13 protein-coding genes are annotated in these 14392 nt (G+C 59.3%); 10 read left to right on the top strand and 3 right to left on the bottom strand.

The window, feature by feature from the left end; genetic code table 11:
* Positions 1–123: 123 nt before the first annotated feature.
* A complete protein-coding gene (locus DWZ54_RS03665; RefSeq protein ID WP_158573602.1) occupies positions 124–4797 on the top strand; it encodes an EAL domain-containing protein in 4674 nt (1557 codons plus the stop codon).
* A 93-nt stretch (positions 4798–4890) separates the two neighbouring features.
* On the opposite strand, the gene rpmB is transcribed toward DWZ54_RS03665, so the two are convergent.
* A complete protein-coding gene (gene rpmB, locus DWZ54_RS03670) occupies positions 4891–5082 on the bottom strand; it encodes a 50S ribosomal protein L28 (protein ID WP_118014308.1) in 192 nt (63 codons plus the stop codon).
* A gap of 141 nt (positions 5083–5223) precedes the next feature.
* Positions 5224–7023, bottom strand: a complete 1800-nt coding sequence (pepF, locus tag DWZ54_RS03675; RefSeq protein WP_233541607.1) for an oligoendopeptidase F — start codon at positions 7021–7023, stop codon at positions 5224–5226.
* Positions 7024–7319: 296 nt separating this feature from the next.
* On the opposite strand from pepF, the gene DWZ54_RS03680 reads away from it, so the two are divergent.
* Together DWZ54_RS03680 and DWZ54_RS03685 are read left to right on the top strand one after the other, a co-directional pair.
* Complete coding sequence (locus DWZ54_RS03680; protein WP_118014304.1) at positions 7320–8105, top strand: DeoR/GlpR family DNA-binding transcription regulator; 786 nt, start codon at positions 7320–7322, stop codon at positions 8103–8105.
* A 169-nt stretch (positions 8106–8274) separates the two neighbouring features.
* Positions 8275–8790: an AAA family ATPase gene (locus DWZ54_RS03685; RefSeq protein ID WP_118474549.1), complete on the top strand. Its 516-nt coding sequence runs from the start codon at positions 8275–8277 to the stop codon at positions 8788–8790.
* A 3-nt stretch (positions 8791–8793) separates the two neighbouring features.
* Here the strand turns inward: DWZ54_RS03685 and DWZ54_RS03690 are convergent, their stop codons facing one another.
* Complete coding sequence (locus DWZ54_RS03690) at positions 8794–9969, bottom strand: class I SAM-dependent methyltransferase (RefSeq protein WP_118474550.1); 1176 nt, start codon at positions 9967–9969, stop codon at positions 8794–8796.
* A 289-nt stretch (positions 9970–10258) separates the two neighbouring features.
* Between DWZ54_RS03690 and ylxM the strand changes: the two genes are divergently transcribed.
* From ylxM to trmD, 7 genes are all read left to right on the top strand, one after another.
* Positions 10259–10612 (top strand): YlxM family DNA-binding protein, encoded by a 354-nt coding sequence (gene ylxM / locus DWZ54_RS03695; protein WP_118014298.1) that lies wholly within the window; start codon positions 10259–10261, stop codon positions 10610–10612.
* A 3-nt stretch (positions 10613–10615) separates the two neighbouring features.
* The gene (gene ffh, locus DWZ54_RS03700) at positions 10616–11992 is read left to right on the top strand and encodes a signal recognition particle protein (protein WP_118474551.1); all 1377 of its coding nucleotides are present in this window, start codon (positions 10616–10618) and stop codon (positions 11990–11992) included.
* 34 nt (positions 11993–12026) lie between these two features.
* Positions 12027–12302, top strand: coding sequence for a 30S ribosomal protein S16 (gene rpsP / locus DWZ54_RS03705; protein WP_118014294.1), 276 nt, complete (start codon positions 12027–12029; stop codon positions 12300–12302).
* 17 nt (positions 12303–12319) lie between these two features.
* Positions 12320–12547, top strand: coding sequence for a KH domain-containing protein (locus DWZ54_RS03710; protein WP_118014292.1), 228 nt, complete (start codon positions 12320–12322; stop codon positions 12545–12547).
* A gap of 119 nt (positions 12548–12666) precedes the next feature.
* Positions 12667–13089, top strand: a complete 423-nt coding sequence (locus tag DWZ54_RS03715; protein WP_118474552.1) for a YlqD family protein — start codon at positions 12667–12669, stop codon at positions 13087–13089.
* Complete coding sequence (rimM, locus tag DWZ54_RS03720) at positions 13061–13612, top strand: ribosome maturation factor RimM (protein WP_118474553.1); 552 nt, start codon at positions 13061–13063, stop codon at positions 13610–13612. The genes DWZ54_RS03715 and rimM overlap by 29 nt, the downstream gene beginning before the upstream one ends.
* Positions 13602–14351, top strand: coding sequence for a tRNA (guanosine(37)-N1)-methyltransferase TrmD (gene trmD, locus DWZ54_RS03725; protein ID WP_118474554.1), 750 nt, complete (start codon positions 13602–13604; stop codon positions 14349–14351). The genes rimM and trmD overlap by 11 nt, the downstream gene beginning before the upstream one ends.
* The last annotated feature ends 41 nt before the right edge of the window (positions 14352–14392 follow it).

Consider the following 14392-nt stretch of genomic DNA (forward strand, 5'->3'; position numbering starts at 1 on the left):
CGAGCAGCGTGCACGACAGCCGCAAGATACAGATGAGCAACAGTAGATCTGGTTATGACGGCGACGGCCGCTCCGGCAGGTGATGCATCGCCCGTCTGGCAAGCAAAAAATGGGGGAGTATGTATGAGGAATGATGATTCCTGCCTGGCGGCTGTGCCCGGCGCGTTTTGCCTGATCCGGGCGGATGAATCCGAGCACATTGCCTGGTTCAATGATCTGATGCTCTCCCTCTACCAGTGTGAGACGGCGGAAGAATTCCGGCAGCTCACGGGCGGTCTTTTCCGCGGCATGGTGCTGGCGGAAGGCTACAAATCTCTCGCGGAACAGATGGCGGGCTGGCAGCAGGCAGATTCTCCCGTGCGCTACCTCGACTTTGAGATCTGCACGGCGGCCTCGCACATCCGCCGCGTCGATGCCTACGTCCGCCACATCGAGCGGGACGGGCTGCCCTTCTGGTCGCTCTGCCTCATTGACGCCGGCAGCCGTCAGATTGGCATCGAGTCTGACGAGGCGGAGGGCCTCATGAAGCGCAAAGCCTTCTACCAGGCTGCCTTGCAGCAGTCGGAGAAGGACCGGGCGGAGGGCTGCTTCGGCATCCATTGCCCCGTCTACTTCAACATCACGAATTTCAAGCTCTACAATTCCATGCATGGCTACCAGGCGGGCGACGAAGTGCTGCGCCGCATGGCCAAGGTGCTCAGCCAGTCCCTGCCGGGCGCGCTGATTGCACACCTCGCCGCGGACAGCTTCATCGCCCTGGCCCCTGCTGAACGGCTGACGGAGCGCGTCGAGCAGATCTGCCGGCAGATGAACCGCCTGCTCGATTCCCCGGGGATTGAGGTCAAGTGTGGTCTGCGCTTTTACCGGCGGCAGAACAAATCGCCCGTGATCTCGGCTTTCGACGAGGCGAAGCTGGCCTGCGATGCGGCCAAGAAGGATGCGGGGCGCAGCTGGCTCGTCTACCGCGAGGAAATGGGCCGTCAGCTGCTGTTGAAGAATTACATCCTCACGCATTTTTCCGAGGCCTTGCGCAAGGGGCAGATCCAGATTTACCTGCAGCCCTGCATGCGGGTGCTGACGGGAAAGCTCTGCCACGTCGAGGCCCTGATGCGCTGGGATGATCCGCAGCACGGGCTGCTCTCGCCGGGCGACATCATCCCCGTGCTGGAGGAATCGGGCCTCATCCACGAGCTCGACGCCTTCATGATCGAGAATGCCGTGAAGCTTCTGCACTACCAGCAGGAGAACGACCTGCCGATGCTGCCGATTTCCGTCAACCTGTCCTCGCTGGACTTCTTTGAGATGGATCCGTTCACCATTGTCGAAGCTGCGACGGAGCGGTACGGCATCTCGCATGAATACCTGCACTTCGAGCTGACGGAGACGGCCGTCGTGCGCGATAAGGGCGTACTCCTCCGGGCCATCCAGAAATTCCACCGCGCGGGCTACTGCGTCTGGCTCGACGATTTCGGCAGCGGCTATTCATCCCTGAATGTGCTCAAGGATTATCCGTTCGACATGCTCAAGATCGATATGGTGTTTCTCAAGCGATTCAGCCAGAAAAGCCAGGACATCATCGAATCCATCGTGCGCATGGCCAAGAAAATCGGTATCCACACGCTCGCGGAGGGGGTCGAGACGGAAGCACAGCTGCGCTTCCTGCGCGCCATCGGCTGCGAGCGCATCCAGGGCTATCATTACGGCAAACCCATGACGCCGGAGACGCTGCATGAACGCTGCGAGAAGGGACAGTACGTGCTCGAGACGCGCGCCGAGGCACGGCTCTACAACGAGATCGGCCTCGCGGACATCCCCGCGCATGTGGCCGTCGCCCTCTTCGTCTTCGATGGTGAGAACCCGTCGATGCTCGCGGGCAATGAGTGGTTCTGGAATCATTCCCGGGAGTATGGCGTGCGCGATCTCCGCCAGATGAATCAGGCGCTTCACACCGCGAATCATCCGCTCCGCGTGCGCTTCCTGCAACACCGGCGGAAGGTGGAGCTTTTGGGCCGGCCGCAGACGATGACGTTTGCGGAGCATGAACGGTATTTCCGCGTCACGCTCTCCAGGCTGGCGGCTGACCATCATCTGGCCATCTATCAGGCGCAGTTCCACAATGTCACGATGGAACGCCAGTACTATGCCAAGGTGCGGCGCTTCGACACGATCATGCGCAATCTCTGTCTGATGTATCAGAATGTCTTTTTCCTGAATCTGCAGCAGGATACGTGTGAAGTACTCGTGGGTACGCACAGCTGGCTGGCACCGGATCGGGATATCCATGCGGGCATCCATGACTTCCTGACGGCCTATGCCCGCCGGATGGTCTATCCGACGGACCGGAGCCGCTTCCTGGCGTATGCCAGCGTCAAGTCGTTCCGTCAGACGCTGCTCGCGGAAGGCAGGATGTCCAAGAGCGGCTGCTTCCGCATCCGCCGGCAGGACGGCAATTACGACTGGATGCGCTTCGATGCCGTGCGGATCTACATCAGCGAGCAGAGTATCCTGCTCTGCGTCCAGCCCATGATCCTCGAGCAGATGCCAGGCGCATTGGACTGCCTGAAGCGGATTGCGGATTCTTACGGTTTGTTTGCCGATGCGAAGCTTTCAGAAGGGTGGCGGCGCGATGCCATGCTCTGGCGCAGCTACAGTGTGCAGGACAAGGCCTGCGTGTTCTGGAAGGATTGCGGGCGTCGCTTCCTCGGGGCCAATGCGGCATTCCTGGATTTCTTCGGCTTCAAGGATGTGAGCGAGATCATCGGCAGGACGGATCACGAGCTCGGTCTGCACATACTCGACAGCGCGTTCGTCCTGTCGGAGAAACAGGTCATCGGGGAGGGGAGGCCGCAGTACCGCCAGCTCGGGGAATGCCTCGCGAAGGGCGTCCCGCATGTCATCCGCTCGGATCAGCATCCCTTTTATGAAAAGGGGAAGATATCCGGGCTGATTGGCCGTTTCCAGGAACTTGACGAGTCATTCGATGATTATCGGGAGGCGATACGCGATCAGGAGACGGGCTTCGTCAATTACCGCGGTATGCTCATGGCGGGCATCGAGTTCATCGACAATTACCTGCAGCACGGCGAGGATTTTACGGCTGTCTATTTCTGCGTGCCGGCCATCGACGCAGCCGTGCGCATGTACGGGCAGGCGTTCCGCCGGGAACTTCTGCAGCGCCTCGCCGCAGAGTTCCGTCAGGGCATCGTGCCGGGCAGCGTCGTCGCGCACATCGGCTCGGGACGCTTCCTGTGCTTCCATAAGCTCATCCACGAGCAGAGGCTGCGCGATCGCATCCTCCGGCTCACGAATGCCGTCCACAATATCCGCAATGTCAACGGCTGCCCGTGCACGTTCTACCTGCAGTATGCCGTGGGCTACGGCTCGGAAACGAAGAGCATCGAGGGCCTGCTGCAGCTCCTCGTGACGCGCGCGGAGGCCGCGCGCAAGGACCATCTCGGCGAATCCATCTACATCGGGGACCGCATCGCCTTTGACCGCGAGAAATTCGACCACATGGACGAACGCGTCTACATGTGCGACCCGGAGACGTACGACCTCGTCTACATCAATCAGGCCGTAGTCCGCGACTTCCATCTGCCCGAGGACTTCTCATGTGCGGGCAAGAAATGCTACGAGGTCATCGTGGGCGGCAGGGAGCCGTGTGAGTTCTGCACGAATCACCTGCTGCGGCGCGACAGCTTCTATACCTGGACATACCACAATACACTCTCGGGCATCGACTATCTGCTGCGCGATACGCTCGTGCCGTGGCGCGGCAAGAACTACCGCTTCTCGATGGCCATCAACCTCAACGAATACCTGGCGCGCGACATCGAGAGCAACGAGCTCCTCTACCGCGAGGCCTCGATCAACGATGCCCTGAGCATCGCGCTGAGCGAGGAGGATCCCGACAAGGGCCTGCAGAAGATGCTCTGGAAGATTGGCTCGGAGCTCAATGCCGACCGCATCTCCATCTTCGAGCTCGAGGACGACACGGGCTTCGCCGACAATACGTACGAATGGTGCCGCGCCGGTGTCGAGCCGAAGAAGGCCATGATGCAGCACATCCCGCTCGTGCCGTGCTATCTTTACGATGGCTTCTGCGCGCAGCACATCGTGAAGATTCCCGACTACGAGAAATTCCTTGCAGAGAATCCAGGGGTCGAGCGCTATCTGCCCGATATCCGCCGCTTCATCGCCGTGCCGCTCAAGCTCTCGGAGAAGATCATCGGCCATCTGCAGATCGTCAATCCGAAGCAGGATCTCTTCCAGGCGTCGAGCTATCTCATGATGACGCTGAGCCGCTTCATCGCCATCATGATCCGCAACCGCGACGCCGTGCGCGAGCTCGAACACATGGGCCTGCGCGACCAGATGACGGGGCTCATGAACCGCCGCGGCCTCAACAACTACTTCAACGAATTGCCGAAGGGCATCTCGTGTGCCTTCATCTTCGGCGATGTCAACGGGCTCAAGCGCATGAACGACGAACACGGCCACGAGGCGGGCGACCAGCTCATCAAGACGGTGGCCGGCATCATGCTCAAGGCGCAGCGGGAAGCGGGGGGCGGCCATGTCTTCCGCATGGGCGGCGACGAATTCCTCATGATCGTCGAAGATATCGATGAGATGCGCACGGCTTCGCTCGTCCAGACCATGCGCGAGTCATTTGCTGCGCATCATGTGAGCGTGGCGCTCGGGTCGCTCGTGCTCCTGACGCCCATTCTTGATATGGATGCGGTCATCACGAAGGTCGACCGCGAGATGTACAAGGACAAGGGGCACCGGCACCGGTAAACGGCCGGCCCTGCATAAATAAAATGAGCTCACCCCTGCTCGATAGGGATGAGCTCATTTTATGATATATCAGCTTCTGATATTATGCGCAAATCAGAGGGCACGCTGAACCTTGCCGGAACGCAGGCAGCGCGTGCAGACATTGATACGTTTTACCTCGCCGTCAACAACAGCGCGGACACGCTGGATGTTCGGTTTCCAGGCACGCTTCGTCTTGAGATGGGAATGGCTGACGTTGTTGCCAGACAGCTCACCTTTTGCACAAACTTCGCAAACACTTGCCATGTGTTACACCTCCTTATTTTCTTGCAGAGGCACGGGACCCCTGAACACAATATAAGTATTCTAGCATAATTTCAGGCAGGTTGCAAGTATTTTTCCTTGACACCCTGCCGAAATTTGCCGGTATAGCGCGAAGGCCTGGTATCACTCGGCGCAGGCCGCCTCGAGTTCGTCGAGGCACTGGCGGAATTTCTCGAACGTGATGGCAAAGGGCTCCGTGCTCATCATGTCGACGCCCGCGCGGCGCAGGAGCTCGATGGAGTAGTCGCTGCCGCCGCTCGCGAGGTAGTCGAGGTAGGCCTTTCTCGCGGGCTCGCCTTTCGTGCGCAGATGGTGCGAGAGCGTCATGGCCGCGGCGTAGCCCGTCGCGTACTGATAGACGTAGAACGGGCGGTAGAAATGGGGAATGCGGCTCCACTCGGCTGCGAGCTCCGGGTCGAGCACGACGTCTTCGCCGTAATACGTGCGGTTGAGGTCCATCCAGATGCCCTCGAGCTTGTCGGCCGTCAGGATCTCGCCTTTCTCCACGGCTGCGTGCGTCAAAAGCTCGAACTCGGCGAAGAGCATCTGGCGGAAGACGGTCGTGCGGATCTGCTCGAGGTAGAGGTTGAGGAAGTAGAGGCGCTCGCGGCCCTCGGCGTGCTGCAGCATGTACTCGAGCAGCAGGTTCTCGTTCGTCGTCGAGGCGACCTCGGCGCAGAAGATTGTGTATTCGGAATTGACGAAATCCTGCTTTTGGCTGCTGTACCAGCTGTGCATCGAGTGGCCCATCTCATGCGCGAGCGTGCTCATGGCCTCGTAAGTGTCGTTCCAGCTCATGAGCACGAACGGATGCACGCCGTAAACGCCCCAGGAGTACGCGCCGCTGCGCTTGCCCTGGTTCTCACAGCGGTCGACCCAGCCCGCCTCGAGCCCGGCGAAAAGGTCGTGCTCATACGTCTCGCCGAGCGGCGCGAGGGCTTCCTTCAATATGCCCTTGGCCTGCCCGTACGGGTACGCGGCGGCGGGCCGTTCGACGACCGGCACGTAGAGGTCGTACATGTGGACCTTGTCGAGCTTCAGCAGCTGCTGCTTGATTTTCATGTAGCGGTGGAGCTCGGGCAGGAAGTCGTGCGTCGCGCGGATGGCGGAGTCGTAGACGGAAAGCGGGATGTTGCTGGCATCTAGTGCGGCTTCGCGCATCGTCTCATAGTGGCGCATCTCTGAAAGGAACTGGCTGGCCTTGACCGACGAGCTGTAGAGCGAGGCAAACGTGTTGCGGAAGCTGCGGTACGTCCGGAAGAGTTTCTCGAACGCATCCCTGCGGACCGCGCGGTCCTTCGAGCGCAGGAACGAGGTGTAGCGGCTCTCGGAAAGCGGCGTGAGACTGCCGTCCTCGCCGAGCGTGTCCGGGAATTTGAGATCGGCGTTGACCATGACGGTGTAGGTGTTGCGCGCCGTGCTGCGCAGTTCGCCCGTGCGCGCGAGGAAGGCCTCCTGCTCCGGGCTCAGGATATGCGCCTTCATGCGCAGGAGCTCCTGGAGCCGGAAGGCATACTTCTGGAGCCCCGGCAGGGCAGAGGGGAGGCTTTTGAGCACATCTTCGGGCAGGGCGAGCAGCTCGGGCTCGATGAAGGCCGTGGCGGCCGCGGCCTCGTCGAGCAGCGGCATGACGCTCGCGGCATCCGCCTGGTATTCCTGATTGGCCGTATCGGTATCGGCCATCATGCGCGCCCAGGCAAAGACGGCGGAGAGCGCGATCTCCATCTCATCCTCTTTCGTCAGGCAGTCGAGCAGGGCCTGGGGCTCATGGAGCCTGCCGGCAAAGGCGCGGATGGCGTCGAGCTGGCCGCGGATGCCGTCGCGGGCCTGTGCCCATTCTTCTTTTGTCGCGTAAATATCGGAAAGCTGCCACTTCTCATTGGCCGGGCAGTCCTTGCGGGCGGGAATTGTCTGGTTGTTCATGCAATCCATCCTTTCTGCGGGGCGCATCTTTGCATCCCCGGCTTTCGTGATCGCGGCGCCAAAGCGCCACCACCATTATATCATATTCCAGGCAAAAGGCATGAACACGGCCTCCTCCTGTTTCTTTCGACCGTATGTTTGTTTTTAAGATTGCTTTCTGTTGGATTTTCTTCTATAATGTAAAGTATGATAAAATATCGCAGAACGTGCGAATCGGATTGAACTGTCCGTGGCGGCGGCGTCAGACGCATGCACCGCAGACCATGGATAAATAGGAACGCGAGCAGGTGAACTCCATGAAAATCGATCGTATCAATCGTATTTATGAATTATTAGAACAAGTCCATCACATCTCCATCGATGAACTCTGTGACACCTTCAAGGTTTCCAAGAACACCATCCGTCGGGATATCGCAGAGCTTGACAAGAAGGGGCTCATCCAGAAAGTGTACGGCGGCATCCTGCTGGCCGAGGATGAAGGCGCGGCGGTGGAACCGCTGCTGTCGTCGAAGGGCCGGCATGCTGAGGCGCAGAAGACCATCGCGCGCCTGGCGGCTGAACGCGTGGAGGACGGCGACGTCATCTACATCGATTCGGGTGCGACGGCCATGCAGATGATCCCGTACCTGACGGAATGCCACCATCTGACCATTGTGACGGCCAGCCTGCATGTCATCAATGCGGCTTCGGCCTACCGGGACCTCAACGTCATCGCGACGGGCGGCTCCCTTTTCCTGCCGGCCAAGGCCTTCGTGGGGCCGCAGGTGCGCCGCTGCCTGTCCTGCTACAACATCACGAAGGTCTTCCTGACCAGCTCGGGGATATCCCTCGAGCATGGTGCGACGGATGATTCGCTGCTCGAGTGCGAGGTCAAGCGCTGCCTTATCGAGAAGCCATGCCGCCATTATCTCCTCATCGAGAGCTCGAAGTTCGACGTGGCCTCGCTGAAGGATTACTGTGCGCTCAAGGACCTCGACAGCGTCATCACGGACCGGCTGCCGTCTGAGAAATACCAGTCGTACTTTGAGGAGCACGAGGTGGAACTCATCACGCCGAAGCCAGCAGCGGTCTCTGCGACGTGAATCGGATTGCGGGAAGACAAACAAATGACCTGCTGAAGCACAGCACATGCCTTGTGCCCCGGCAGGTCATTTTTGTGTTCTTTTGTCCCGGCAAATGTCAAGTCTGGAAATTTTTCGTCAGCATGTTACACTAGAGGGAGTCTATTTGCACAGATCGTGAGGGATTGAGATGAAGGTAATCAATTTTTACGGCGGCGCGGCAATCGGCAAGAGCACGATCGCAGCCGATATGTATTCGAAACTCAAGCGCATGGGGTACCGCACGGAACTCGTCGGCGAATTTGCCAAGTGGCTCTGGTATCAGCAGGCGACGGATATCGTCGAGGACCAGCTCTACCTGTTTGCCGAGCAGGCGCACCGCACGCGCACGCTCGCGAAATACGGCGTGGATTTCGCCATCTGCGATTCGCCGCTGCCGCTCAACATCATCTACAACCGCGAGCCGTCGGAGGCGTTTGACACGCTCGTCATGCAGGAATTCAGCCGCTATGAGAATCTCAACTACCTGCTGCGCCGCAACGACGAGTTCCTGGCCGTCGACGGCCGCCCCGAGACGGACCTGCCGCAGGCAAAAGAAAAGGACCAGCAGATCCTGGACGTCCTTGAGAAATACGATGTGCCGTACCGCATCATCTCTCCCTGGGAGACGGACCGGGTCCTGCTGGACCTCAAGATCAAGCGCTGAGGCTCAATACCAGCGCGTCATCGGCAATTCGTTGTTGTTGCCCTTCGTCATGAGCACCTGATGGATGTCGATGTAGCCGATGTAGAACGCTGCCGCGCAGCCGCAGAGGTAGAGATCCCACATGCGCACGAACTCCTCGTTCTTCCAGCCCGCCACCGTGTCGTGGACCTTGAGGAAGTTGTGGTACCAGCACATGAGCGTCTTGTAGTAGTGGCGGCGCAGGCTCTCGACGTCGATGACGCGGAAGTCGGCGTCGTAGGCATCGGCGATGAGTTCGCGCAGCGACGGCAGCGTGCCGCCCGGGAAGATGTACTTGCGGATCCACGGCTCCGAGACGACCTCGTCGTGGCCCGTGATCGTGTGCAGCAGGAAGATGCCGCCGTCCTTCAGCAGGTGGTTGGCCGTCTCCATGTACGTCGCGTAATTCGAACGGCCGACATGCTCCATCATGCCGACGCTGACGATGCGGTCGAATTTGAGGTCCCTGTCTTCAAGGTCGCGGTAATCGACGAGATCGATCGTCACCATGCCTTCGAGGCCCTCCGCCTTGATGCGCTCCTGGCTCTTCTTCCACTGCTCCTTGCTGAGCGTGCAGCCGTAGCCCTTGACGCCGTACTTCTTGGCGGCCTCGATGAGCAGGAAGCCCCAGCCGCAGCCGATGTCAAGCAGCGTCATGCCCTGCTTGAGGTAGAGCTTCTCGAGGATGTAGTCCACCTTGTTGCGCTGGGCCTGCTCGAGCGTATCGTCCTCGTGCTTGAAGTAGGCGCACGAATAACTCATCGTCGGATCGAGCCAGAGCTTGTAGAATTCATTGCCCAGGTCGTAATGGGCGGAAACTTCCTTGGCCTGGTCTTTTTTCTTTTCGGACATGTAGAGGATGCCGCGCAGCCCCTTGCGGTCGAGCGAGAAGCGGTCGGCCTGGTCGAGGAAGGTGCAGAGCATGTGGAAGAGGTCGCCCTGGATCTCGATGTCGCCGCGCATATAGGCCTCGCCGAGCGCGAGCTCCGTGGAGGAGAGGAGTTCACTCTTCGGGATGTCCTTGTGGACGATGACCGTGAACTCCGGCTCACCCTTGCCGATCGTATACGTTTCATCGTGGAGCCTGATGTTGAAGCAGTGCTTGTCGAACTGGTTCAGATAGTGGATTAAAAAATTGTCCATCAGTTTCTTGAATTGCATTGAGAAAACTCCTTTCCTGTATTTCAAATAAGAAGGTAAGAGGGCAATTGCTCTCAAAGACAGCGGCATGGCTATTTCTTGGCTGTCTCTTGCCTATATCTTATCAAAGCATTCGACAATGTGCAGATGAACTCCTCTTTCTTTTTGGAAAAGTTCTCATTTTCTCCGTGAAAAAAGTTTTTCGCTGACAAGGATATATGCTTGACACAAGGGGCATAGTCCGCTATAATAGCCTATGTCAAGCAGAACGCCTTGGCACATAAGAGTTTACAGGCAGGGTGAGGGCAGGATGGAGCAGCTTTTGTATTTGTCAGCGCTATTCGATATATACGGGGCGCTGCTGACAGAAAAGCAGCAGGAATGCCTGAAGATGCATCTCTTTGAGGATTTCTCGCTGTCGGAGATCGGCGAGGCGCTCGGGATATCCCGGCAGGCTGTCTACGACAACATCCATCGTTCGGAAAAGGCCATGGAATCCTACGAGGAGAAGCTCGGGCTCGTCGCGCGCTACCAGAAGGAGCGCCAGGAGCTCGCCGGTATCTTTGATGACGTTGCCGCGCTCCGGACCGCAGCGAATGCCACGGCAGTCGACGCGGTGCTCGGACGCCTTTCGCCGTTGCTTGGGAATGGCCAGGAGGTATGAGTTTTGATTTTTGAAAGTTTATCCGATCGTCTGCAGGCGACGTTCAAGAAACTCCGCGGCCATGGCAAGCTCACGGAGGACGATGTCAATGAGGCCATGCGCGAAGTGCGCATGGCCCTGCTCGAAGCCGATGTCAACTTCAAGGTGGTCAAGGAGTTCATCAAGCGCGTCAAGGAACGCGCGATTGGCCAGGACATCCTCGAAACGCTGACGCCGGCACAGGTCGTCATCAAGATTGTCGATGAGGAGCTCACAAACCTCATGGGCGGCACGCAGAGCCGTCTGAACATCAGCCCGAAGCCGCCGACGGTCATCATGATGGCAGGCCTGCAGGGCGCCGGCAAGACGACGTCGGCGGGCAAGCTCGGCCTTGCGCTCAAGAAGCAGGGCAAGCATCCGCTGCTCGTCGCGGCGGATATCTACCGCCCGGCTGCCGTCACGCAGCTGCAGGTCCTCGGCAAGCAGCTGGGGATCCCGGTGTTCTCGATGCCGGCCGGCACGGACGCCGTGACGATCGCGAAGGACTCGCTGCCGTATGCGCTCTCGCATGCCTGCGATGTCGTCATCATCGATACGGCCGGCCGCCTGCAGATCGACGAAGCCCTCATGCAGGAGCTGCGCGACATCAAGGCCGCCGTTCACCCGCATGAGATCCTGCTCGTCGTCGATGCGATGACGGGCCAGGAATCCGTCAATGTCGCCAAGGCGTTCAACGATTCCCTCGGACTCGACGGCGTCATCATGACGAAGCTCGACGGCGATGCCCGCGGTGGTGCGGCACTCTCCGTCAAGGCCGTCACGGGCGTGCCCATCAAGTTCATCGGCCTCGGCGAGAAGCTCGAGCCGCTCGAGGTGTTCCATCCGGACCGCATGGCTTCGCGCATCCTCGGCATGGGCGATGTGCTCTCCCTCGTCGAGAAGGCGCAGGCCACGTTCGACATGGAAGAAGCCAAGAAGATGGAGAAGAAGCTCCGCAAGGACGAGTTCACGCTCGATGATTTCCTCTCCCAGATGCAGCAGGTCAAGAAGCTCGGCTCGCTCGAGAACATCCTCGGCCTGATCCCCGGCATGGGCGGCCTCAAGAAGCAGCTCGCCGGGCAGGACATCGATCTCGACGGCAAGGAAATGCGCCAGATTGAGGCCATCATCAAGTCGATGACCCCGAAGGAGCGCGCCGACATCAGCATCATCAACGGCAGCCGCCGCAAGCGCATCGCCATGGGCTCCGGCACGCGTGTCCAGGACGTCAACAAGCTCTTGAAGCAGTTTGGCGAGATGAAGAAGATGATGAAGAAAATGAAGAAGATGCAGAAGGGCAAGAAGGGCGGTTTTCCGGGCCTCGGTGGCATGGGACTCCCGAAGATGCCGTTCATGCGTTGAATATATCCTGAAACACGAAAGGTGGTGAATTGACATGGCAGTAAAGATTCGTTTGAACCGTATGGGTGCAAAGAAGAATCCGTTCTATCGCATTGTTGTAGCTGACTCCCGCGCTCCGCGTGATGGTCGTTTCATCGAGGTTCTCGGTAACTACGATCCGTCCCAGAATCCGGCAGCAGTTACGGTCGATGAGGACAAGGTTCTCGATTGGATGAACAAAGGCGCTCAGCCGACGGATACCGTCAAGAATCTCCTCAGCAAGCAGGGCATCATGGCTAAGTTTGCTGAAGCAAAGAACGCTAAGAACTGATTGGAGAGGACGACAGCATGAAAGAGCTGGTTGCAGTTATCGCCAAATCCTTAGTGGATCATCCGGAGTCTGTGCAGGCAGAGGAACGTGTTGAGGGCCGCGAGGTCATCGTTTCGCTGCATGTGGCAGAGGATGATATGGGGAAGGTCATCGGCAGGCAGGGCCGTATCGCGAAAGCGATGCGCACCGTTGTCAAAGCCGCGGCCACCCGGGAGAACAAGAAAGTCTCGGTTGAGATTATTTAAAGAAGAGCGGCATTGCCCTCCGCCATGGATCTTCTACGGTGCATGGTGGTGAAGGCATTGCCGCTGTTTTCATATCAGCAGAGAGAGAAGTATCAGCAAAGAAGAAAAGAGGGCAAATTATGGATACGATTTCGCTCAAGATGCCGGTAACCATCAAGGCAAAATTAACGGAGAAACTCAAGACGAAGATGCTCAAGGAACTCACGGAGGGCATCAACCGCGCCGAGCTCGAGATCCAGCAGATTGGCATTCAGGAGAAGCGCGTCATGCAGGAGAATACGCCGGCTGACCCGACGCCGCAGGACATCCAGCGCCTCAACGCCATCCGCCAGCATTTCGAGCAGGAGCGCCAGAAGCGCGCCGAGTACTGCGAGCAGGCCAAGGCACGCAAGGAAGAGACGGAGAAGCTCGTGCTCGGTGCGGAGATTGTGCAGGGTACGCTCGAGCGCCAGGTGGAGGTCCATGTGGGCGACAACATGCGCGAGCTCATGAATGTGGAAGTGCTGGTGGAAGATGACAAGATTATCGCCATCCGCGGCTGACAAGAAAAAGAAGCGGGCTATGGCGGGCCGCATCACCATCGGCAAGGTGGGTGCGGCGCACGGCATCCACGGCGAGATGCGCATCATCCCGCTGACGGATTTCGTCGAGCGCTTTGCGTCCATGAAGGAAGTCATGGTCGGCGATGAACTGCTGCACATCGAGAGCTGCAAGTACCACAAGCAGTTCGTGCTGCTGAAGTTCCGCGAGTACCCCGTGCGCGAGGAGGCCATGCAGCTGACGGGACGTCTCCTTACGATCGACCGCAGCGAGGCGGCGCCGCTTGAAGAGGGTGAGTTCTACACCTTCGACATCATCGGCCTGACGGTCTATGACGAGGCGGGCAGGGAGCTCGGCACGGTCGAGAACGTGCTCCGGACGGGCAGCAACGACGTCTATCAGGCGCGCACGCCGGACGGCGGGGAGCTCCTGATCCCGGCGCTCAAGGCCGTGGTCAAAGCCATCGATATCCCGGGCGGCCGCATGGTCGTCGCGATGCCGGAGGCGACGGACGATGCGCATTGACATGGTCACGCTGTTCCCCGACATGTTTGCGGGGCCGTTCGGCGAGAGCATCACGAAGCGCGCGGTGGACAAGGGCATCCTCGACATCCACTTCACGAATTTCCGCGATTACTCCTTCGACAAGCACAGGCATGTCGACGATTCGCCGTTCGGCGGCGGCGCCGGCATGGTCCTGAAGCCCGAGCCCCTTTACCGGGCCGTGCGCGATGTGCTCGCGAAGACGCCGGAGCACGAGGGCAGCCGCCGCGTGCTCATCATGGATCCGTCGGGGCCTGTCTTTAACCAGCAGAAGGCCAAGGAACTCGCGGGCTGCAGCCAGCTCGTCTTCATCTGCGGCCATTACGAGGGCTTTGACGAACGCATCTACCGCCTGGCCGACGAGGCCATCTCCATCGGCGATTTCGTGCTGACGGGCGGCGAGCTGCCGGCCATGGTCATCACCGACGCCGTCTCACGCATGCTGCCGGGCGTGCTCGGCGATGAGGATTCGGCGCCGACGGACTCGTTCTACGACGGCCTGCTGGGCTTCCCGCAGTACACGCGCCCGCGCGATTTCGAGGGCATGGAGGTGCCGGAGGTCCTGCTCTCGGGCGACCACGCGAAGATCCGCCAGTGGCGCCGCGAGCAGTCCCTGCGGAAAACACTCGCGAAGCGCCCGGACCTGCTGAAGGACGTCGAGCTCAGCGAGAAGGAGCAGCAGTTCCTCGCGGAGCTTTCGTCGCAGATGCAAGTCGAATGAGTCCACGGATCAAAGCAAAATCAGAATGAACACTGCTTTTG

Origin of the sequence: Mitsuokella sp. AF33-22 (genome assembly GCF_003475755.1) — a bacterium.
Taxonomy (GTDB): Bacteria; Bacillota; Negativicutes; order Selenomonadales; family Selenomonadaceae; genus Mitsuokella.

What these genes read in the sequence shown, in the direction of transcription:
- DWZ54_RS03665 (WP_158573602.1), top strand. Translation starts at nt 124, where the DNA reads ATGAGGAATGATGATTCCTGCCTGGCGGCTGTGCCCGGCGCGTTTTGC.
- rpmB (WP_118014308.1), bottom strand. Translation starts at nt 5,082, where the DNA reads ATGGCAAGTGTTTGCGAAGTTTGTGCAAAAGGTGAGCTGTCTGGCAAC.
- pepF (WP_233541607.1), bottom strand. Translation starts at nt 7,023, where the DNA reads ATGAACAACCAGACAATTCCCGCCCGCAAGGACTGCCCGGCCAATGAG.
- DWZ54_RS03680 (WP_118014304.1), top strand. Translation starts at nt 7,320, where the DNA reads ATGAAAATCGATCGTATCAATCGTATTTATGAATTATTAGAACAAGTC.
- DWZ54_RS03685 (WP_118474549.1), top strand. Translation starts at nt 8,275, where the DNA reads ATGAAGGTAATCAATTTTTACGGCGGCGCGGCAATCGGCAAGAGCACG.
- DWZ54_RS03690 (WP_118474550.1), bottom strand. Translation starts at nt 9,969, where the DNA reads ATGCAATTCAAGAAACTGATGGACAATTTTTTAATCCACTATCTGAAC.
- ylxM (WP_118014298.1), top strand. Translation starts at nt 10,259, where the DNA reads ATGGAGCAGCTTTTGTATTTGTCAGCGCTATTCGATATATACGGGGCG.
- rpsP (WP_118014294.1), top strand. Translation starts at nt 12,027, where the DNA reads ATGGCAGTAAAGATTCGTTTGAACCGTATGGGTGCAAAGAAGAATCCG.
- DWZ54_RS03710 (WP_118014292.1), top strand. Translation starts at nt 12,320, where the DNA reads ATGAAAGAGCTGGTTGCAGTTATCGCCAAATCCTTAGTGGATCATCCG.
- DWZ54_RS03715 (WP_118474552.1), top strand. Translation starts at nt 12,667, where the DNA reads ATGGATACGATTTCGCTCAAGATGCCGGTAACCATCAAGGCAAAATTA.
- rimM (WP_118474553.1), top strand. Translation starts at nt 13,061, where the DNA reads ATGACAAGATTATCGCCATCCGCGGCTGACAAGAAAAAGAAGCGGGCT.
- trmD (WP_118474554.1), top strand. Translation starts at nt 13,602, where the DNA reads ATGCGCATTGACATGGTCACGCTGTTCCCCGACATGTTTGCGGGGCCG.